The sequence below is a fragment of the Stenotrophomonas sp. RIT309 genome, assembly GCF_000632045.1.
Taxonomy (GTDB): domain Bacteria; phylum Pseudomonadota; class Gammaproteobacteria; order Xanthomonadales; family Xanthomonadaceae; genus Stenotrophomonas; species Stenotrophomonas indicatrix.
In genome coordinates this window covers 70949-90353 of record NZ_JFYS01000041.1, presented here as the reverse complement: position 1 = coordinate 90353, position 19405 = coordinate 70949, and the positions used below count along the sequence as shown (strand labels likewise).

Sequence of the window (19405 nt, the reverse complement as noted above, 5' to 3'; positions counted from 1 at the left end):
GCGGTGCAACGGATCAACGGAAAAATGCCGCCGGCGTCTGCCCCAGCTGCCGCTTGAACATGCTGGTGAACGCACTGGGGCTGTCATAGCCCATCGCCAGCGCAACATCGATCACCTTCTCGCCGCGGGCCAGCCGTTCCATCGCGGCCAGCAGGCGCGCCTGCTGCCGCCACTGGCCGAAGGTCATGCCCAGTTCGCTGGCGAAGTGGCGCTGGATGGTTTTCACGTCGATCGCCAACGCCTGCGCCCAGTCCTGCAGGGTCGCCTCGTCGCCGGGATGTTTCTGGATGTGCTGGCAGATCCTGTGCAGGCGCGGGTCGACGGGCTCGGGCAGGTGCAACGGCAGTACGTCCATGCGGCGCAGTTCGTCGAGCATCAGCCGCACCACGCGGCCATCGCGGCTGTCTTCTTCATGCGGCCCGTCGATCAGGATGGCTGCCTGCAGCAGTTCGCGCAGCAGGGGGGCCACCTGCACGGCGAAGGGCTCGGCGGGCAGCTGCGGGGCGAATGACGGTTCGATATACAGGCTGCGCATGTGCACCTCGGCGATGCAGTCCACCGCATGCGCCATGCCCGCCGGCATCCAGATGGCGCGGGTGGAGGGCACCACCCAGCGGCCGACCTCCGAGCGCACCACCATCAGCCCGGACATGGAATAGACCAGCTGGTGCCGCCGGTGCTTGTGCGCCGCGATGTGGGTGCCGGCGCGGTAGTCGCGTGCGCGGCAGGTGACCGGGCGATGCACCGGCACCTCGTTCCACGGCGCGGTTTCGCGGATGGGGCAGAGGGTGTCCTTTTTGCGATAGGCCATGACCAGAACGCGGCAGAAGGGAGCGGATGCCCACCGTAGCATGCACAGCTCGCCCCCATCCTGACCGTGCGCAATGTCGACTCTGGCTTCTCCCGCCGTATCCGCCCGCCCCGTATCGCCCGGAGTGCTGGCGGCAATCTCCAGCTCGCACATGGTCAACGACATGATGCAGTCGCTGATCCTGGCCATCTATCCGGTGATCAAGGGCGGCTTCAATCTCAGCTTCACCCAGATCGGCCTGATCACGCTGACCTACCAGCTCACCGCCTCGATCTTCCAGCCGCTGGTCGGCCTTGCCACCGACCGCCGGCCGGCCCCGTACTCACTGCCGATCGGCATGGCCTCGACCTTGTGCGGCATGCTGCTGCTCGGCTTTGCGCCCAACTACGGGATGGTGCTGCTGGCCGCCGCGCTGGTCGGTATCGGTTCGGCCATCTTCCATCCGGAAGCCTCGCGCATCGCACGCCTCGCCTCCGGCGGCCGTCATGGCCTGGCGCAGTCGGTATTCCAGGTGGGAGGCAACTTCGGCACGGCGCTGGGGCCGCTGATCGCCGCAGCGGTGATCGTGCCCTATGGCCAGCATTCCGCATCGTGGTTTGCCGGTGCAGCGTTGATCGGCATTGCCCTGCTGACCTATGTCGGTCGCTGGTACTCGCTGCATCTGGGCGCGCCCCGGCCAGCAGCGCATGGTGTGACTGCCGCGCGCCATCCGCCGCGCACGATCGCCCGGGTGCTGGCCATCCTGCTGGTGCTGATCTTCAGCAAGTACTTCTACATGGCCAGCATCGGCAGCTACTTCACCTTCTACCTGATGCATCATTTCGGCATTCCGGTGGCGCAGGCGCAGCTGCATCTGTTCGCCTTCCTCGTGGCGTCCGCCGCGGGTGGATTCTTCGGCGGGCCGCTGGGCGATCGTATCGGTCGCAAGCCGATCATCTGGGCCTCGATCCTGGGCGTGGCACCGTTCGCGCTGATGCTGCCGCATGCCGACCTGCTGTGGACGACGGTGCTGGCGGTGCTGATCGGCTTCGTGCTGTCTTCGGCCTTCTCCGCGATCGTGGTCTATGCGCAGGAAATGATGCCGCACCGCATTGGCATGGTGTCCGGGTTGTTCTTTGGCTTTGCCTTCGGCATGGGCGGCCTCGGCGCAGCGGTGCTCGGTCTGCTGGCTGACAAAACCAGCATCGAATTCGTCTACCAGCTGACCGCGTTCCTGCCGTTGCTGGGCATCGTCGCGGCCTGGCTGCCGCCGTCCAGGCCTGCTGCGCACTGAGGGGTGTTCTTCGGCAGGGCTGCGCCCTGCACCTGCAGATGCCAGAGCAACGGCAACGGCAACGGCAAAAGCGTGCATTTCGTGGGATGGCGGGGTGGGTCCGGTTGCGGGGGACGCCGTGAATCCATCCCTGGAGGCTTGGCCGCGGCATCCATGCCGCGGACACCCCCGCGACCGGACCCACCCCGCCTTCGACAGATCTCCGCAATCTGTCGGGATGGCATGACTTGCTGTTGGTGAGTGTCGACCTTGGTCGACACGTAGATCCACGGCATGCGTGGACGATTTTCGATTTGGATTTGAATATTCGAGTTGGACAGAGATTCATCCACGCATGGCGTGGATCTACTGCTCGCGGGGGTACTTTCGAAGGCGGGGGACTTTGGGTTTGCGGGGTGTGAGCCGCATGGATGCGGCGACCAAGCCTCCAGGGATGGATTCACGGCGTCCCCGCAAACCCACAGTGCCCCGCCATTCCTCGGAGTGCCGCTGTTGCTGTTGCCTCGGCTTTGGCTGTGGCTGTTGCCTCTGCAGGTGCAGGGCGCAGCCCTGCCGAAACCCCCCTTGGGCGTAGAATGCGGGCATGAGCGAATCCCTCGACAACCACCTGGTCCACGGCCGCCGCCAGCGGCCCGACGGCCCTTCGCCGATCGATGTCATTTCGGTCCAATCACAACTGGTCTACGGCCATGCCGGCAACAGCGCCGCGCTGCCCCCGATGCGTGCGCTCGGCGTGCGCGTGGCCTCGATCCCGACCACGCTGCTGAGCAATGCACCGTTCTACGAGACCACCCGTGGCCGTGTGCTGCCCAGCGACTGGTTTGCCGATCTGCTGCTCGGCACGCATGAACGGGGTCTTCCGCAGCGGGCGAAGATGCTGGTCTCCGGTTACTTCGGCAGCGCTGCCAACGGTGCGGCCTTTGCTGATTGGCTGGACGAGATCCTGCCGGCATGTCCGCAGCTGCGCTACTGTCTGGACCCGGTGATCGGCGATACCCACACCGGTCCCTACGTGGAGCCGGGACTGGAAGCGATCTTCGCTGAGCGCCTGCTGCCGCATGCATGGCTGGTTACCCCGAATGCCTTCGAACTCGGTCGCCTGACCGGCATGCCGGCGCTGGCCGAAGCCGATGCCATTGCTGCTTCGCGCGCGCTGCTGGCACGCGGGCCGCAGTGGGTGCTGGCACACAGCGTCGGCGGCAATCCGGGCGAACTGGTGACGCTGGCTGTGGGTCGCGAGGAAACCTGGCGCTGGACCTCGCCGCTGCTGCCGGTGGATGTGGCAGGCACCGGCGACGTGCTGATGTCGCTGATGGTGTCCTTCCTGCTGCGCGGTGAGCCGATGCAGATGGCCATCTCGCGGGCCATCGCCGGCACCCATGCGGCGCTGGAGGCGACCCTGGCCCACGGCTTCGAAGAGTTCGACGTGATCGCGGCCGCACCGGCGGCACTGGCCGACGGCTTGCGCTTCCGCGCCGAACGGCTGGCATGAGCGATCTGCACGAACGCACGCCGCGCACGGTCGGCATCGTCGGCAGTGCCGGCGCCTATGGACGCTGGCTGACCCGGTTCTTCGAACAGCACATGCAGGTGCGCGTGATCGGCCACGATCCGGCCGATCCGGGTTCGCATGCGCCGGAGCAGTTGCTGGAACAGGCCGACGTGTTGGTGTTCTCCGCACCGATCCGGCACACGTCCACGTTGATCGCCGAGTACGCGCGCCTGTCGGCGGGCCGCGAGCAGGAACGCTTGTGGCTGGATGTGACCTCGGTGAAGGAAGCGCCGGTGCAGGCGATGCTGGCCTCGCGCGCCGAGGTGGTGGGCCTGCATCCGATGACGGCGCCGCCCAAGGCGCCGACCCTGAAGGGCCGGGTGATGGTGGTCTGCGAGGCGCGACTGCAGCACTGGCGGCCCTGGGTGGACGCGTTGTGCCTGGCACTGCAGGCCGAATGCGTGCGCGCCACCCCACAGCGCCATGACCAGATGATGGCGCTGGTGCAGGCGATGGTGCATGCGACCCACCTGGCCCAGGCGGGTGTGCTGCGCGAGTACCAGCCGCAGCTGGGAACGCTGGCGGCGATGCTGCCGTATCGATCGGCCTCGTTCGAACTGGATACGGCGATCATCTCGCGCATCCTGTCGTTGAATCCGGCGATCTACGAAGACATCCAGTTCGGCAATCCGTATGTGGCGCCGATGCTGCAACGCCTGATCGGCCAGCTGCAGACGCTGCAGGTACAGGTGGGGCAGGGCGACGACGCTGCGCGGGGCGCGTTCCGCGATCACCTGCTGGAGGCCAACAGGAGTGCCTTCGGCGATCAGGCGCTGGCTGCGGGCAACTACACCTTCGAGCGCGTCGGCTATCTGCTGGCCGACCTGACCGAGCGCAATGCACTGTCGGTACATCTGCCTGAAGACCGCGCCGGTTCGTTGCGTGAGCTGCTGAACGTGTTCGAGCAGCATGGCATCAGCCTCGCCTCGATCCACTCCTCGCGCACGCCCGCCGGCGAAGTGCATTTCCGCATCGGTTTCGTGGCCGGCAGTGAGCCAGGGGCTATCGCGGCAGCCGCGGCCGAAGTGGATGCCAGCGGGATCGGCCGGGTGCTGGCGTAACGCCATTCATCCACAGGGCGTGTGGATGGCTTCTGCGCAAACATGTGGATAACCTGCGGCAGGCCTTGGCGTGCAAGGCTGTCAAGATGGTTGGTCAAAAAATGACCAACCTTTCTTCTGTCCGGAACAGCAGTAGAGCCGGGGTATGCCCGGCTCTGCGGTGGATCGCTAGATCGACAACCTGACCTCGCCGCCGCTGGTGGTGAACTCGCGGCCGTTGCGTACCAGCTGGCGTCCGTCATCAAGCTCATAGCGCGGCGTCGCTTCGGAGCCATGCCCACTGCCGCTGGCCTCGGGCTTGAACTCGATGATGATGTGGCTTTCGCCATTGCTGTCGACAGCGGGGAACTGACGGAACGACATGCTTGGCCTCCTTCAGTGGTTCTTCCAGTGGTTCTTCGCTACGCCGCCAGAGTGATCCGGCCGGTGTTAGCCGGCCGTCATCAATCGATGAACTGCAGGCGTGCAAGCTCCGCATACAGGCCGCCTTCAGCCAGCAGCTGCGTATGCGTGCCTTCGGCCACGATACGGCCATGGTCCATCACCACGATGCGGTCGGCCTTCAGCACGGTCGCCAGCCGATGGGCGATGACCACCGTGGTGCGCCCCGCCATCAAGCGTTCCAGCGCCTGCTGCACGCCATGTTCGCTCTGTGCATCCAGCGCGCTGGTGGCTTCGTCGAGCAGCAGGATCGGTGCGTCCTTCAGCAAGGCACGGGCGATCGCCACGCGCTGCTGCTGGCCACCGGACAGGCGGGCACCGCGCTCGCCCAGTTCGCTGTCGTAGCCCTCTGGCAGCGCACGCAGGAAGGCGTCGGCCTCGGCGGCACGGGCTGCGTCCTCCACCTCGGCGTCACTGGCCTCCAGCCGACCATAGCGGATGTTGTCGCGTGCGCTGGAGGCGAACAATGTCGGCTGCTGCGGCACCAGCGCCAGCTGCGCGCGAAGCTCGGCCGGATCGACCTCGCGCACATCGATGCCGTCCACGCAGATGCGGCCGCTTGCCGGATCGTGGAAGCGCAGCAGCATCGACAGCACCGTGCTCTTGCCAGCGCCTGACGGGCCGACCAGGGCGACGGTTTCACCCGGCCGCACGTGCAGGTTGAAATGATCCAGCGCGGCCTGGTCCGGTCGCTGCGGGTAGTTGAATAGCACGTCGTCGAAACGGATCTCGCCACGCAGCGGCTGCGGCAGCGCACGCGGCTTGGCCGGCGCACGGATCTCGATGTCTTCCTGCAGCAGCTCGCCGATGCGGCCCATGCCGCCGGATGCGCGCTGCAGTTCGTTCCACACTTCGGCCAGCGCACCGACCGAACCACCACCGATCAGTGCGTACAGCACGAACTGGCCCAACGTACCGGCGCTGAGCCGCCCGTCGATGACGTCGTGCGCGCCCAGCCACAACACCCCGACAATCGCACCGAACACCAGCAGGATGGCGCTGGCGGTCACCAGCGACTGCGCGCCGATGCGCCGGCGCGCGGCACGGATCGCATCGCCCAGCGCATGGTCGAAACGGCCGCGTTCATAGGGCTCGCGCGCATGCGCTTGCACGGTGCGCACCGCGCCCAGCGTTTCGCTGGCCAGGCTGTTGGCATCGGCAATGCGGTCCTGGCTGCTGCGCGCGATGGTACGCAGCTTGCGCGCGCCGATGATGATCGGCAGCACTGCCAGCGGGATGCCGAGCAGCGACCAGGCGGCCAGCCGCGGACTGGTGACGAACAGCATCGCCAGGCTGCCGACCACGGTGACACTGCTGCGCAGCGCCACGGACATGGTCGAGCCGACCACGCTGCGCAGCAGTTCGCTGTCGGCGGTCAGGCGCGAAACCAGCTCGCCGCTGCGGCTGCGGTCGTGGAAGCCGGCGCCGAGCTGGATCAGGTGCGCGTACAGCCGGCTGCGCAGATCCGCCACGACCTTCTCGCCGAGCAGCGAAACAAAGTAGAAGCGCGCCGCCGTCGCCAACGCCAGCACCACAGCGACCAGCATCAGCAATGCAAAGGCACGGTTGATCTGGCCACCGCTGCTGAAGCCGTGGTCGATCATCTGCTTCACCGCCGGCGGCAGGCTCAGGGTCGCCGCTGAAGAAACGGCCAGGGCCAGCAGCCAGGCGCTGAACAATCCGCTGTGGCGGCGCACGAACGGCCACAGTGTGCGCAGGCTGCCGAGGCGGCGCAGCGGCGGGGAGGCCGGGTCGGTCGCCGGTGCGTCCTTGTCAGTCATCGAAGGGGTCATCTTGGATACGGATACGATCACGGGTGGCGTCGCGCAGGCGGATTTTCAATGCGTCGACCTGGTCTGCGGGCAATTCCACCCGCAATCTCACGCCATTGGCATCGAACTGTTCATCGCGCTTTTCGGCCGCGTGGGCCGGCAGGGCCGCATGCAGCGCGCCCAGGTCCTCGAATCCAGCCACCAGCTGCAGCCGCGCCATCGCCACCAGTGGCAGGCGCGGCGCGGTGCGCAGGCATTCGGCAGCGGCGCCGCCGTAAGCCCGGACCAGGCCACCGGCGCCCAGCTTGATGCCGCCGAACCAGCGGGTGACCACCACCATCACCCGGTCGAATCCCTGGCCATCGATGGCGGCCAGGATCGGGCGGCCCGCGGTGCCGGCGGGCTCGCCATCATCGCTGGAGCGATAGTCCTGGCCGTGCCGGTAGGCCCAGCAGTTGTGGGTCGCATCGGCTACCGATACGTCCTGCAGAAATGCCATCGCCGCAGACGCGCTCTCGATCGGCGCGGCATGCGCGATGAAGCGGCTGTGCTTGACGTCCAGGGTGTGGTTGACCGGTTGGGCGAGGGTGTCGGGCATTCCCTTCATTCTACGGGCTTGCCGCCGACGTGCCTCAGTCGTCCAGCAACGGTCGCACATCCTTTGGCAGGCGCGCCTCTGGATAGGTCTGCAGATAACGCTCCAGGCTCGCCCGGGCCAGGTCGCGCTGGCCGGCGTCGCGGCGCTCGCGGATCTTCTGCAGCCATTGCCGGCGTGGCAGCCGGGCATCGGCCTGCACTTCGGCCTGTACCGCGTCCGCGCTGAGGTTCGCGTCGCTTGCGCGGCGCATGACGCCAGGCGCGGTTCTGCCGGCCGCGTCCTGCTTGGCCGCGGTGAGCGCGACGCGGTCTTCGGCCGTGGGCTGTGCGGAGGACATTGATTCGGCCGCCGCCGCAGTGGCCTTGCGCGCCCTCATCGTCGCGGCAGGAGCTGCAGGCGCAGGCGCCGAATAGGCTTCGGCTGCGGGGGGCGCCGCCGCCGGCATCGGAGGCGGCGCAAACGCTGTGTCGGCTGCAGGCGCAGGTGGCGGTGCCGGCGCCATCATCGGAGCAGGTGCCTGCCGGGGTGCGGCAGGCGCGGGTTTCACCGCCTCCGCGATGGCTGGTGCCGGAGCCGGTGCTGCCTTGGCTGCCGCAGGTGCCGGTGCTGCGGCCGGTGCAGGTACCGGTGCGGCTTCGGTGGCCGCGACGTCGGCGGCCGCGCTGTCGTAGGCCGTGCCTTCGGCGCTCGCATCGGCCGCCATTTCCTGTGCAGCCGGTGCGGTGGCAACTGCCTCGGCAGGGGCCGAGGGCGGCTCTGGACGCATCTGCCAGGCGATGCCAACGGCGAACACCGTCGATGCGGCCACGCCGAATACGGCCGGCCAGCGGCGGCGCGGGCGCAGCGTGCGCGGTGCCACCGGCGCTGGGGCCGCCTCGCGTGCTGGCGTCTCCACGGCCGCACGCGCAGCGGCGAGGATCGCCGCGTCCAGTGCCGGCGGAGGGCCCTGTTCGGTGCGGCGCCCAAGCAGGCGTGCCAGTTCGCGTTCTTCCGGCGTCAGTGCATCGTCTCGGTTCATGCGTTCAGTCCCGCACGCAGCTTGTCCATCGCATAGCGCAGCCGCGATTTCACGGTTTCCCGGCCAACGCCGGTGATCTGGCCGATCTCCTCCAGGCTCAGTTCCTGTTCCAGCCGCAGCTGCAGCACTTCGCGCTGTTCTGCGGGCAGTTCTTCCATCGCCAGCTGGATGCGGCGACGTTGCTCGAATTCGGACAATTCCGCTTCCGGTGTCTGCCCATCTTCCAGCGCGGCCAGGCGCAGATCGGCATCGGCCGGTGCAGGGGGGCGATGGCGGGCGGCGCGCCAGTGGTCATTCAGGCGGTTGTGGGCGATGCGGAACAGCCAGGTGCTGAAGGCTGCATCGGCCTGCCAGCCTGCACGCGCGCTGATCACCCGCTGCCAGACGTCCTGGAACATCTCCTCGGCCAGCGCGGTGTCGCGCAGCTGCCGCAGCAGGAAGCCGAACAGGCGCTTGCGATGACGGGCATACAGGCTTTCGAACGCGTGCACTTCACCGGCGGCCCAGGCCAGCATCAAGGCTTCATCGGTTGGCAGGGCGCTGGCATCCACGCCGTACAGGGTAAGCCCTGCAGGCGGTGGCGCATAGCCAGCGATGGGGTGGGACAGGGCGACAGTCACGGCAGGAACCGGGAGGGGATCAACAGGAAAAACGCCCGAGGGCACGTTTCGGGGTTGCCGGGCTTCCATTGCCCCCCGGGTGGCGCGTTATGCTCGGTAATTCAGGGGAGGCGGCGCTCAGGCGGCGCCAAGAGAACGTCATTTGTCCACCGAAGCCGACCGCGCGCTGGAAGCGTCAAACAACGAGCCTGTGCTGAGCGCAGCGCTGGTGCGCGCGCTGCATGCGCTGCTGCCGGAAACGGCGATCGTGCGCGTCGGCTGGGACGATCCGCAGCTCGGCAGCGGGCAGGGCGGTTGGCCGATCGGCGGCGGCGAGGAGGACATCTGGCAGCCGCTGGCCGACCACGCTGAAGGCCGCCACGGCTGGGAATACGACGGCGCCCGGCTGCTGCTGTCGGTACGCGGCGCGACGCCTTCCCCGGCCTGGTGGGGGCTGGCCCGGCAGGCCATGGAGCTGGCCCTGCAGCGGGGCCGCCAGGCGGGGCAGATCAAGGCGCTGGAAGAAGCTGAGCGGTTGCAGCAGGCCCTGTTCCAGATTGCCGACCTGGCCGGTGCCGACCTGGAAATGAGCGAGATGCTGCGCCACGTGCATGGCGTGCTGGGCACGCTGATGTACGCGCAGAACTGCTACATCGTCGAGTATGACGATGCCCGCCGGCAGATCCGCTTCCTGTACTTCGCCGACCAGGTCGATGATTTCGTCGCCGATCCTGCCCAAGGCTACGACATCGACCAGATGCCGCGCAGCCTGACAGTAGCGCTGCTGCGGCATGGCCGGCCGTTGAGCGGGCCTTCGCGCGAACTGCTGGCGCGGGTAGACCAGGAGCACGACCCGCAGCGGGGTCCGGAAAGCCTGGACTGGCTGGGCGTGCCGATGCTGCGCGATGGCCGGGTGTGTGGTGCGATCGTGGTGCAGAGCTACGAGCATGCCGACCGCTACGGCGAGGCCGAACGGGCCCTGCTGGGTTTTGTCGCCCAGCACGTGCAGACCGCCATGGACCGCCGCCAGGCGCAGGTGCGGCTGGAGCAGCAGGTGGAACGCCGCACGCAGGAACTGCAGCGCGCCAATCTCAGCCTGCAGGATGAAGTGGCCGAGCGCCGCCGCGCCGAGCAGTTGCAGACCGCGCTGTACAACATCGCCGAAATGGCGATGTCGGCCGACAGCCTGGCGCAGTTCTACGGGCAGGTGCACGGCGTGGTCGGGCGCTTGCTGGATGCGCGCAATTTCTATATCGCGCTGGTCAATGCCGAGGGCGATGGGCTGGATTTCGTCTATTCGGTCGACGAGCACAACGCGAGTCGTGCACCGCGCGCGTTCAGTCGCGGCCTGACCGAGTATGTGGTCCGCCATCGTCGGCCCCTGCTGGCCTCGCGTGCGCAGATCGATGCGCTGCTGGAAACCGGCGAGGTGCGCGAATCCGGCGCACGTTCGCAGTGCTGGCTCGGCGTGCCGTTGCTGCGCGACGACGAAGTGGTCGGTGCGATCGTGGTGCAGAGTTATACCGAGCAGATCGCCTTCAGCGTGCATGACCAGCGCCTGCTGATCTTCGTTGCGCAGAACATCGGCACCGGTCTTGCGCGCCAGCGCGACCAGCAACGACTGCGCTCGGCGCATGCCGAGCTGGAAAAGCGGGTGGAGGAGCGCACCCGCGAGCTGGGCGAGGTGAACGAAAAACTGCTGGGCCAGATCGGCGAGCGCCTGCGCGCCGAGCAGCGACTGACCCACCAGGCGATGCACGACGCGCTGACCGGACTGCCCAATCGCCTGCACCTGCTGGACAGGCTGCAGGATGCGCTGGCGCTGGCCCGGCGCGAAGGTGGCCCGGTGTTCGCGGTGCTGTTCCTGGACCTTGACCGCTTCAAGCTGGTCAACGACAGCATCGGTCACGCCGCCGGCGATCGCATGCTGGTGGAAGTAGCCAAGCGCATCGTGTCCATGGCCGGCGACAATGATGTGGTGGCGCGCCTGGGCGGTGATGAGTTCGCCGTGCTGCTGCACTGTCCGGAGGGCCTGGCGCAGGCGCTGGATTTCGGCCAGCGGCTGTTGCTGGCACTGCAGGAATCGATGTGGATCGCCGGTCGCGAGCTGTTCCCCTCCGGCAGCCTGGGCATCGCCTTGTGGAACCCGCGCTATCGCACCGGCGAGGAACTGCTGCGCGACGCCGATGCGGCGATGTACCGGGCCAAGGCCCAAGGCCACGACCGCTGCTCGATCTTCGATGAGGAGATGCGCGAGCAGGCGCTGCGCAGCCTGGATCTCGAGGCCGACCTGCGGCGGGCGATCAACAACCGTGATTTCGTGCCGTTCTACCAGCCGATCGTGCGCCTCTCCGACGGCGAGGTGGTCGGCCACGAGGCCCTGCTGCGCTGGAAGCACGAGCGCCGTGGGCTGCTGCTGCCAGGCGCGTTCCTGGAACTGGGTGAGGAAAGTGGCCTGATCGAACAGGTCGACTGGCTGATCTATGAGCAGGTCATTGCCGGCCTTGCCGACGGCGGGCGTGGCTATGTGTCGGTCAACGTGTCGCCACGGCATTTCCGCTCCGCCGAGTTCAGCGGGCGCCTGTATGGCCTGCTGGAGGCGAGCAACGCGGACCCGCGGCGGTTGCGCCTGGAGATCACCGAGGTGGCGCTGCTCGATGACGGTCCACACACGCTGCGCATCCTGAAGGGCCTGCGTGAACGCGGCATCCAGGTGCAGCTGGATGATTTCGGCACGGGTTTCTCGGCGCTGTCCTACCTGCACCGTTTCCCGATCAGCACGTTGAAGATCGACCAGAGCTTCATTGCCGGCCTGCACGGCCCGGAGGCACAGAGCACGCGCGCGCTGGTCGAAGGCGTGCTGTCGCTGGCACGCACGCTGGGCATCGAGACGATCGGCGAAGGCATCGAGACCGAGGCGCAGCGTGACACGCTGTTCGAGCTCGGCTGTGACTACGGCCAGGGCTACCTGCTGGGCCGGCCGGCACCGTGGACGCGCGCGGCAGCCTGAGCCACCGCGCACGTAGTCTTCAACGCAGCGCCGCGCGGCGCTTCTCGTCGATCCACTTCGAGGCCTGGGCCGGCTGGTAGTCCTTCATCCAGGCCAGCATCTCCTCGATGTCCGAGCCGTACCACAGGTCCTGGCGCTGCTCGGGGTGCAGGAAGCGCTCTTCCACCATGCGATCGATCATGCCGATCAACGGCGCATAGAAGCCGTCTACATCGAGGAACGCGCAGGGCTTGTTGCCGATGCCGAGCTGGCGCCAGGTCAGCATCTCGAAGATCTCTTCCATGGTGCCGAAGCCGCCGGGCAGGGCGACGAAGCCATCGGACAGATCGAACATGCGCGACTTGCGCTCATGCATCGAACCGACGATCTCCAGTTCGGTCAGGCCGCGATGGGCCACTTCCCAGTCGGCCAGCTGGCGCGGAATCACGCCGGTGACCTCACCGCCGGCGGCGAGCACGGCATTGGCCACGGTACCCATCAGACCGACATTGCCGCCGCCGTACACCAGGCGCATGCCGTCGCGGGCGATGCGATCGCCCAGCGCGATGGCGCGTTCGGTGTAGACCGGCTTGCTGCCAGCGTTGGAACCGCAGTACACACAGATCGACTTCATGGATCTTCCTGTCTTGGCCGGAAACGAAAACGCCCCGCGGTCAACCAGTGAAGCCGGTCGCAGGGCGGGGTGTCCGGGCAATTATGAGGCTTTGCCGTTGTTCTCTGTAGCGCCGGGCCATGCCCGGCGGCATTTCGTTCAGATCACGGCCAGCCCTTCAGCCGGGCAGCGCCCGGCTCTACGAGGGTCTGGGATTACGCGGCGGCAGCCTGTTCGCGGCGCGGCCCTTCACGCAGCGCACGGCCCACCATGCCTACCAGCAGGTCCAGCTCGCTGCTGTCCATGCCGAAGTGCGGGGTGAAGCGCAGCGAGTTCTCGCCACCATGGATCACGTTGATGCCGTGCTGGCGCAGCCATTCCTCGGTGGAATTGGCGCCATAGCACTTGAACTGTGGGGCCAGTTCGCAGGAGAACAGCAGGCCGGTGCCCTGCACCTTGGTGATCAGGCCGCCCAGTTCGTTCTTCAGCTGCTCCAGCTTGCGCACGGCCTCGGCACCGCGCTCGGCGATGTTGGCGCGGACCTGCGGGGTCAACTGGGCCAGGGTGGCGCAGGCCACGTCCAGCGCACGCGGGTTGCTGGTCATGGTGTTGCCGTAGATGCCCTTGCGGTACAGCTGCGCGGCGTGCTCGGTCACGGCCAGCACCGACAGCGGATACTGCGCGGCGTTCAGTGCCTTGGAGTAGGTTTCCATGTCCGGCGCGTCCAGGCCTTCAAAGCCGGGATAGTCGACCACCGACAGCACGCCGTGGGCGCGCAGGCCGGCCTGGATCGAGTCCAGCAGCAGCAGGCTGCCATGGGCGCGGGTCAGTTCGCGGGCCAGCGCATAGAACGCCGGCGGCACGGAGCGGCCCGGGTCACCTTCGCCCATCACCGGCTCCAGGAACACCGCTTCGATGAACCAGTTGTTGTGCGCGGCATCCTCGAACACCTTGCGCAGGCCGGCCTCGTCGTACGGGGCGACGGTGATCACCGACTCTTCGCCACGGTAGCTGGCCAGGTGCTGCATGTAGGTCTTGCGGCTTGAATCGGAATACAGCGCCGGTCGGTCGGTGCGGCCGTGGAAGCTGCCCTTGATGACTACGCGCTTGATTGCCGCACCGGCATGGCGGGCACCCGGGTCGGTCTGCAGCTTGGCGTTGACGTCGGCGATGCGCGCGGCCAGGCCAACCGCTTCAGAGCCGGAATTCAGGCACATGAAGCGCGTGAACGGGCAGCCGCCACGACGGTGGCCGATCTCGGCCCGCAGCGCGGTGATGAAGCGCTGCTGGGACAGGCTGGGGGTCATGATGTTGGCCATCACCTGCGGCCGTGACATCGCCTCCATGACGGCGTCCGGGGTGTGGCCGAAGCCCAGCATGCCGTAGCCGCCAGCGTCGTACAGCACCGCGCCTTTCAGGGTGACCACCCACGGACCGCGCGCGGCCAACGCCACGTACGGGGTCACCGCATCATCGGCGTAGAAATTGACGAAGCCGTCCTGCATGGCATCGATCTGCGCCTGCTCATCCTGTGCCAGCAGCGGCCCCAGCTCAGCCTGCACGCGCGCGAATTCGGCAGCAGCGGCATCGACCGCGGCGACCAGCTGCGAGTGGTTCGCGGCGAGGGCGGTCAGGGTTGCGTCATCCAGGCCGTTGGTGAGGCGGGTGCCGGGCTGGGCGCGGAGGGGGGCGAGGCGTTCGATGAAGCTCATTGCAGATCTCCTGAAACGTTGGGTCGCACGGGCCTTCAAAAGCAAAACGCGCGTCTTCACGCGCGCTTGGGGCGGGCTCGTGCAGCGGACTTCCTCGTCGATGCTAGCACTTGTTTTTTTGCGCGATAACCCCGCAAAAGACTGCTGCATAGCAGCATTTTGCGCGACGTTCGGCCTCGCTCGTGCCGGCTCGCAGACGCTGGACGTACAATGCGCGCCATTGTCGACCTGTTGCCGTCCACTGCCTTGAAGAAGTCCGATTTCCATTACGAACTGCCGGCCGAACTGATTGCCCAGGCCCCCTTGGCCGAACGCTCGGCGAGCCGCCTGCTGCTGGTGCCACCGGCGCCGACCGCCTTCACCGACCTGCAGGTGCGCGACCTGCCATCGCTGCTGCAACCGGGCGACCTGCTGGTGTTCAACGACACCCGGGTGATTCCGGCGCGCCTGTTCGGGCAGAAGGCCAGCGGTGGCCGCGTGGAGATCCTGATCGAGCGCCTGCTCGGCGGCCAGCAGGCGCGGGCCCAGGTGGGTGCCAGCAAGTCGCCGAAGGCCGGCAGCCGCATCGCCCTGGATGCCGGTGGCGAAGCCGAAGTGCTGGGGCGCGACGGCGAGTTCTACGTGCTGCAGTTCCATGTGCCGGAATCGCTGGAGCAGTGGCTGCTGCACGCTGGCCGGCTGCCGTTGCCGCCCTACATCCAGCGCGAGCCCGGCGTGGACGATCGCGAGCGCTACCAGACCGTGTTCGCGCGCGAAGTGGGCGCCGTGGCGGCACCGACTGCCGGCCTGCACTTCGATGAGGCGCTGCTGGGAGCACTGAAGGACAAGGGCGTGGATTTCGGCCACGTCACCCTGCACGTGGGCGCAGGCACGTTCCAGCCGGTGCGCGCCGACGACCTGAAGGACCACGTCATGCACCGCGAGTGGCTGAACGTCGGTGCCGAGCTGGTGCAGCAGGTGCGACGCACGCGTGCGGCCGGTGGCCGGGTGATCGGCGTCGGCACGACGGTGGTGCGCGCGCTGGAAAGTGCGATGCGTGAGGGGGAGTTGCTGCCGTTCGCGGGCGAAACGCAGATCTTCATCACCCCCGGCTACCGGATCCGCAGCGTCGACGCGATGGTGACCAATTTCCATCTGCCCGAAAGCACGCTGCTGATGATGATCTCGGCGTTTGCCGGCAAGGAGCGCGTGTTCGAGGCCTACCAGCACGCGATCGAGCAGCGCTACCGCTTCTTCAGCTACGGCGACGCGATGCTGCTGTTCCCGCAGGCGGGGTAGGGCTGAGGTGGGTAGCGCCGGTCCATGCCCGGAGAGGCGCAGTTGCGGGTCATCCGCCGGGCATGGCCCGGCGCTACCGGAGCAGGAAAGGCGGTTTTGGGAGACAATGGGCGACTATTTGCCCGAACGACCGCTCCATGTCCCGATTGCAGTTCCAGCTCCAGACCCGTGATGGCCGCGCCCGCCGTGGCCGCCTGACCTTCCCGCGTGGCACGGTGGAAACGCCGGCCTTCATGCCGGTGGGGACCTATGGCTCGGTCAAGGGCATCCTGCCGGACCAGGTGCGCGCGCTGGGCGCCGAGATCATCCTCGGCAACACCTTCCACCTGTACCTGCGGCCGGGCCTGGACATCATCGCCGACCACGGCGGCCTGCACGGCTTCTGCCGCTGGGATGGCCCGATCCTGACCGACTCCGGCGGCTTCCAGGTGTTCTCGCTGGCCCACCGCCGCAAGATCACCGAGCAGGGCGTGACCTTCGCCTCGCCGACCGACGGTGCCCGGGTGTTCCTGGGCCCGGAGGAGAGCATGAAGATCCAGAAGGTGCTCGATTCGGACGTGGTGATGATCTTCGACGAGTGCACGCCGTACCCGGCCACCGAGGACGTCGCCCGCCGGTCGATGGAACTGAGCCTGCGCTGGGCCCAGCGCAGCCGCAACGCGCATGACGAACTGGGCAACGATGCGGCCCTGTTCGGCATTGTCCAGGGCGGGGTGCACACCGACCTGCGCAGCCGTTCGGCCGAGGCCCTGCAGGGGATCGGCTTCGACGGCTATGCCATTGGCGGCCTGGCCGTGGGCGAACCGGAAGACGAGCGCAACGCCATGCTCGACCATCTGGACCCGGAGCTGCCGGCCGACCGTCCGCGCTACCTGATGGGCGTTGGCCGCCCTGAAGACCTGGTCGAGGGTGTCGCACGCGGCGTGGACATGTTCGATTGCGTGATGCCGACCCGCAATGCGCGCAACGGCCACTATTTCACATCGTTTGGCACCGTCCGCATCCGCAATTCGCAGTACGCGCGGGACATGGACCCGATCGAGCCGGGCTGTGGCTGCGTGGCCTGTGCCGGCGGCTATACCCGCTCGTACCTGCGCCATCTGGACCGCTGCAACGAGATGCTGGCGCCGATGCTGGGCACCCAGCACAACCTCTTCTATTACGAAAAGCTGATGGCCGACATCCGCGCGGCCATCGAGGCGGGAACCTTCCTGGCCTTCCGCGAGTCCTTCTACGCAGCACGCGGGGCGGTAGCGCCGCCCCTGTAAACCCGCAGCACCCCCTGCCAAACGGCCCAAGGACGAACGCCCGGGGCCGTGGCATACTTCAAGGCTGACCCAGATCCGCGGTCGACACCTCGTGCCCGTGAAACGGCCGAAGCGCCGCCCAACCAAAGGACCAACGATGAACCTGCTTGCCTTCCTGATTCCCGCCGCCCACGCCCAGGCCGCTGGCGGCCAACCGCAGGGCATGGGCCTGACCACGCTGCTGTTCCCGATCATCCTGATCGCCATCATGTACTTCCTGATGATCCGCCCGCAGATGAAGCGGCAGAAGGAGCACAAGGCCATGCTGGAGAAGATCAAGCGCGGCGACGAAGTGCTGACCAACGGCGGCATCGCCGGCAAGGTCACCGATATCGGCGACAACTTCGTCACCGTCGAAGTGGCCGAGAACGTGCGCATCCGCGTGCAGAAGGGCGCTGTCGGCAGCGTGCTGCCGACCGGCACCCTGGATTCGGCCAAGTAAGCCACTCCCTTTCTGAAGCACAACCGCGGCGCCGGGGATGGCGCCGCGCGGGACCCAAGCAATGCTCGAATTTCCACGCTGGAAGTACGTCGTCATCGTGATCGTACTGGCGCTCAGCACGCTGTACGCACTGCCCAACATCTACCAGAAGGACCCGGCCATCCAGATCACCGCCAACCGTGGCGGGCAGATCGACGATGCGCTGCGCGACCGTGTGCTGGCCGACCTGAAGAAGGCCGGTGTCACCACGATCGGTGCAGAGAAGGAAGGGGACAGCCTGATCGTCCGCCTGTCGGACCTGAAGTCGCAGTCTGCCGCCAGCGATGCGCTGCGTGACAGCGTGGGCGAGAACTACACGGTTGCCCTGAACCTGGCCTCGACCGTGCCGGACTGGCTGGCCAAGCTCGGCGGCCGCCCGATGGTGCTGGGCCTGGACCTGCAGGGCGGCGTGCACTTCGTGCTGCAGGTCGACCAGAAAGCCGCGCTGGACAAGCGCCTGGACGCCTACACCGAGGACGTGCGCAGCACCCTGCGTGATGCGCGCATCGCCTACCAGTCGGTCGAGCGTCGTGCCGACAACACCATCGTCGCCAACCTGAGCCCCTCGGCCGGCGAAGACGCCGGTACCCGTGCCCGCGCCGCGCTGGCCAAGGCGCAGCCGACCCTCGGCTACGACGTCAGTGGCAACCGCATCACGGTCTCCATTCCGGAAGCGGAAATCGCGCAGATCGCCAACGGCGCCATCGAGCAGAACATCAACACCCTGCGCAACCGCGTGAACCAGCTCGGCGTGTCCGAGCCGATCATCCAGCGCCAGGGTGCTGATCGCGTGGTGGTGCAGCTGCCGGGCGTGCAGGACACGGCCGAAGCCAAGCGCATGATCGGTGCCACCGCCACCTTGGAATACCGGGCCGTGGTGGACGGTAATCCGACAAGCGTCGCGGACAAAATTGCAAGTGGCCGTATTCCGCCGGAAGCGAAGCTCTACCAGCGCCGTGACAACGGCGGCCCGGTGCTGCTGAACAAGCGCGTGATCGTCACCGGTGACCAGATGGTGGCCGCGCAGGCGGTGACCGACTCCACCAGCGGCACCCCGGCAGTCAGCGTGACGCTGAACAACGTCGGTGGCCAGCGCATGTTCGACTTCACCAGCGCCAACGTTAACAAGCCGATGGCAGTGGTCTACACCGAGCGCGTGCCGACCGTGACCGTTGTCGACGGCCAGGAAGTGCGTGGCTTCAAGGTCAACGAGGAAGTGATCTCGGTGGCCAACATCAACGGCGTGTTCGGCAAGAACTTCCAGACCACCGGTCTGCAGAAGAAGGAAGCCGAGGACCTGGCCAAGCTGCTGAAGTCGGGCTCGCTGGCTGCGCCGATGGACTTCGTCGAAGAGCGCGTGGTTGGCCCGAGCCTGGGCGCTGAGAACGTCAAGAACGGCATCACCGCGGTGGTCTACGCGTTCATGTTCACCCTGGTGTTCTTCACCATCTACTACCGCATGTTCGGCCTCATTACTTCGATCGCGATGTTGTTCAACCTGCTGATCGTGGTGGCGGTGATGTCGCTGTTCGGCGCGACCATGACCTTGCCGGGCTTCGCCGGCCTGGCGTTGTCGGTCGGTCTGTCGGTCGACGCCAACGTGCTGATCAACGAGCGTATCCGTGAAGAACTGCGTGCCGGCGTGCCGGGCAAGACCGCGATCGTGACCGGTTACGAGCGTGCGTCGGGCACCATCCTCGACGCCAACCTGACCGGCCTGATCGTCGGTGTGGCGCTGTTCGCATTCGGTACCGGTCCGCTGAAGGGCTTCGCGCTGACCATGATCATCGGTATTTTCGCTTCCATGTTCACCGCGATCACCGTATCGCGTGCACTGGCGACGCTGATCTACGGCCGTCGCAAGAAGCTCCAGAACGTGGCCATCTGACGGGACGACACG

General features: G+C 67.1%; 16 protein-coding genes. 8 read left to right on the top strand and 8 right to left on the bottom strand.

Going from position 1 to position 19405, the window contains the following annotated elements:
• Positions 1-13: 13 nt before the first annotated feature.
• Positions 14-811, bottom strand: coding sequence for a helix-turn-helix transcriptional regulator (locus tag BW38_RS03615; protein ID WP_032977641.1), 798 nt, complete (start codon positions 809-811; stop codon positions 14-16).
• Between the two features lie 73 nt (positions 812-884).
• Between BW38_RS03615 and BW38_RS03620 the strand changes: the two genes are divergently transcribed.
• The 3 genes from BW38_RS03620 (at position 885) to BW38_RS03630 (ending at position 4697) form a co-directional block, all read left to right on the top strand.
• Positions 885-2084: an MFS transporter gene (locus BW38_RS03620; RefSeq protein ID WP_032977639.1), complete on the top strand. Its 1200-nt coding sequence runs from the start codon at positions 885-887 to the stop codon at positions 2082-2084.
• Positions 2085-2667: 583 nt separating this feature from the next.
• Positions 2668-3576: a pyridoxal kinase gene (gene pdxY, locus BW38_RS03625; protein WP_032977637.1), complete on the top strand. Its 909-nt coding sequence runs from the start codon at positions 2668-2670 to the stop codon at positions 3574-3576.
• Positions 3573-4697, top strand: coding sequence for a prephenate dehydrogenase (locus BW38_RS03630; RefSeq protein ID WP_032977635.1), 1125 nt, complete (start codon positions 3573-3575; stop codon positions 4695-4697). The genes pdxY and BW38_RS03630 overlap by 4 nt, the downstream gene beginning before the upstream one ends.
• Positions 4698-4865: 168 nt before the next feature.
• Here BW38_RS03630 and BW38_RS03635 read toward each other — a convergent pair whose 3' ends face one another.
• The 5 genes from BW38_RS03635 to BW38_RS0120870 form a co-directional block, all read right to left on the bottom strand.
• Complete coding sequence (locus tag BW38_RS03635; RefSeq protein ID WP_025875144.1) at positions 4866-5060, bottom strand: hypothetical protein; 195 nt, start codon at positions 5058-5060, stop codon at positions 4866-4868.
• Between the two features lie 80 nt (positions 5061-5140).
• Positions 5141-6919 (bottom strand): ABC transporter transmembrane domain-containing protein, encoded by a 1779-nt coding sequence (locus tag BW38_RS03640; RefSeq protein WP_032977633.1) that lies wholly within the window; start codon positions 6917-6919, stop codon positions 5141-5143.
• Positions 6912-7508, bottom strand: a complete 597-nt coding sequence (locus tag BW38_RS03645; RefSeq protein ID WP_032977630.1) for a YigZ family protein — start codon at positions 7506-7508, stop codon at positions 6912-6914. Before BW38_RS03645 ends, BW38_RS03640 begins: the two co-directional genes overlap by 8 nt.
• Before the next feature lie 34 nt (positions 7509-7542).
• Positions 7543-8526: a hypothetical protein gene (locus BW38_RS03650; RefSeq protein ID WP_032977627.1), complete on the bottom strand. Its 984-nt coding sequence runs from the start codon at positions 8524-8526 to the stop codon at positions 7543-7545.
• On the bottom strand, positions 8523-9041 hold the full coding sequence (locus BW38_RS0120870; protein ID WP_229291374.1) for an RNA polymerase sigma factor: 519 nt from the start codon (positions 9039-9041) through the stop codon (positions 8523-8525). Before BW38_RS0120870 ends, BW38_RS03650 begins: the two co-directional genes overlap by 4 nt.
• A gap of 247 nt (positions 9042-9288) precedes the next feature.
• Between BW38_RS0120870 and BW38_RS03655 the strand changes: the two genes are divergently transcribed.
• Complete coding sequence (locus BW38_RS03655) at positions 9289-12135, top strand: EAL domain-containing protein (protein ID WP_032977624.1); 2847 nt, start codon at positions 9289-9291, stop codon at positions 12133-12135.
• A 19-nt stretch (positions 12136-12154) separates the two neighbouring features.
• Here the strand turns inward: BW38_RS03655 and BW38_RS03660 are convergent, their stop codons facing one another.
• On the bottom strand, positions 12155-12748 hold the full coding sequence (locus tag BW38_RS03660; protein ID WP_032977621.1) for a TIGR00730 family Rossman fold protein: 594 nt from the start codon (positions 12746-12748) through the stop codon (positions 12155-12157).
• A gap of 194 nt (positions 12749-12942) precedes the next feature.
• Positions 12943-14439 carry an aminotransferase class III-fold pyridoxal phosphate-dependent enzyme gene (locus BW38_RS03665; protein ID WP_032977620.1) on the bottom strand — a complete coding sequence of 499 codons (1497 nt, stop codon included), beginning with the start codon at positions 14437-14439 and terminating at the stop codon, positions 12943-12945.
• Between the two features lie 210 nt (positions 14440-14649).
• Between BW38_RS03665 and queA the strand changes: the two genes are divergently transcribed.
• The 4 genes from queA (at position 14650) to secD (ending at position 19393) form a co-directional block, all read left to right on the top strand.
• Positions 14650-15717, top strand: a complete 1068-nt coding sequence (gene queA, locus BW38_RS03670) for a tRNA preQ1(34) S-adenosylmethionine ribosyltransferase-isomerase QueA (RefSeq protein ID WP_032977618.1) — start codon at positions 14650-14652, stop codon at positions 15715-15717.
• Between the two features lie 137 nt (positions 15718-15854).
• Entirely contained in the window at positions 15855-16985 is a 1131-nt protein-coding gene (gene tgt / locus BW38_RS03675; RefSeq protein WP_025875126.1) for a tRNA guanosine(34) transglycosylase Tgt, read from the top strand.
• Between the two features lie 136 nt (positions 16986-17121).
• On the top strand, positions 17122-17466 hold the full coding sequence (gene yajC / locus BW38_RS03680; RefSeq protein WP_025875124.1) for a preprotein translocase subunit YajC: 345 nt from the start codon (positions 17122-17124) through the stop codon (positions 17464-17466).
• Between the two features lie 61 nt (positions 17467-17527).
• Positions 17528-19393 carry a protein translocase subunit SecD gene (gene secD, locus BW38_RS03685; RefSeq protein WP_032977616.1) on the top strand — a complete coding sequence of 622 codons (1866 nt, stop codon included), beginning with the start codon at positions 17528-17530 and terminating at the stop codon, positions 19391-19393.
• Positions 19394-19405: the final 12 nt, after the last annotated feature.

Coding starts and splice junctions, on each gene's coding strand:
- BW38_RS03660 (WP_032977621.1), bottom strand. CDS start 12,748: ATGAAGTCGATCTGTGTGTACTGCGGTTCCAACGCTGGCAGCAAGCCG.
- BW38_RS03635 (WP_025875144.1), bottom strand. CDS start 5,060: ATGTCGTTCCGTCAGTTCCCCGCTGTCGACAGCAATGGCGAAAGCCAC.
- BW38_RS03640 (WP_032977633.1), bottom strand. CDS start 6,919: ATGACTGACAAGGACGCACCGGCGACCGACCCGGCCTCCCCGCCGCTG.
- secD (WP_032977616.1), top strand. CDS start 17,528: ATGCTCGAATTTCCACGCTGGAAGTACGTCGTCATCGTGATCGTACTG.
- BW38_RS03615 (WP_032977641.1), bottom strand. CDS start 811: ATGGCCTATCGCAAAAAGGACACCCTCTGCCCCATCCGCGAAACCGCG.
- BW38_RS0120870 (WP_229291374.1), bottom strand. CDS start 9,041: ATGCTGGCCTGGGCCGCCGGTGAAGTGCACGCGTTCGAAAGCCTGTAT.
- pdxY (WP_032977637.1), top strand. CDS start 2,668: ATGAGCGAATCCCTCGACAACCACCTGGTCCACGGCCGCCGCCAGCGG.
- queA (WP_032977618.1), top strand. CDS start 14,650: ATGCGCGCCATTGTCGACCTGTTGCCGTCCACTGCCTTGAAGAAGTCC.
- BW38_RS03665 (WP_032977620.1), bottom strand. CDS start 14,439: ATGAGCTTCATCGAACGCCTCGCCCCCCTCCGCGCCCAGCCCGGCACC.
- BW38_RS03620 (WP_032977639.1), top strand. CDS start 885: ATGTCGACTCTGGCTTCTCCCGCCGTATCCGCCCGCCCCGTATCGCCC.
- BW38_RS03650 (WP_032977627.1), bottom strand. CDS start 8,526: ATGAACCGAGACGATGCACTGACGCCGGAAGAACGCGAACTGGCACGC.
- BW38_RS03645 (WP_032977630.1), bottom strand. CDS start 7,508: ATGCCCGACACCCTCGCCCAACCGGTCAACCACACCCTGGACGTCAAG.
- yajC (WP_025875124.1), top strand. CDS start 17,122: ATGAACCTGCTTGCCTTCCTGATTCCCGCCGCCCACGCCCAGGCCGCT.
- BW38_RS03630 (WP_032977635.1), top strand. CDS start 3,573: ATGAGCGATCTGCACGAACGCACGCCGCGCACGGTCGGCATCGTCGGC.
- tgt (WP_025875126.1), top strand. CDS start 15,855: ATGTCCCGATTGCAGTTCCAGCTCCAGACCCGTGATGGCCGCGCCCGC.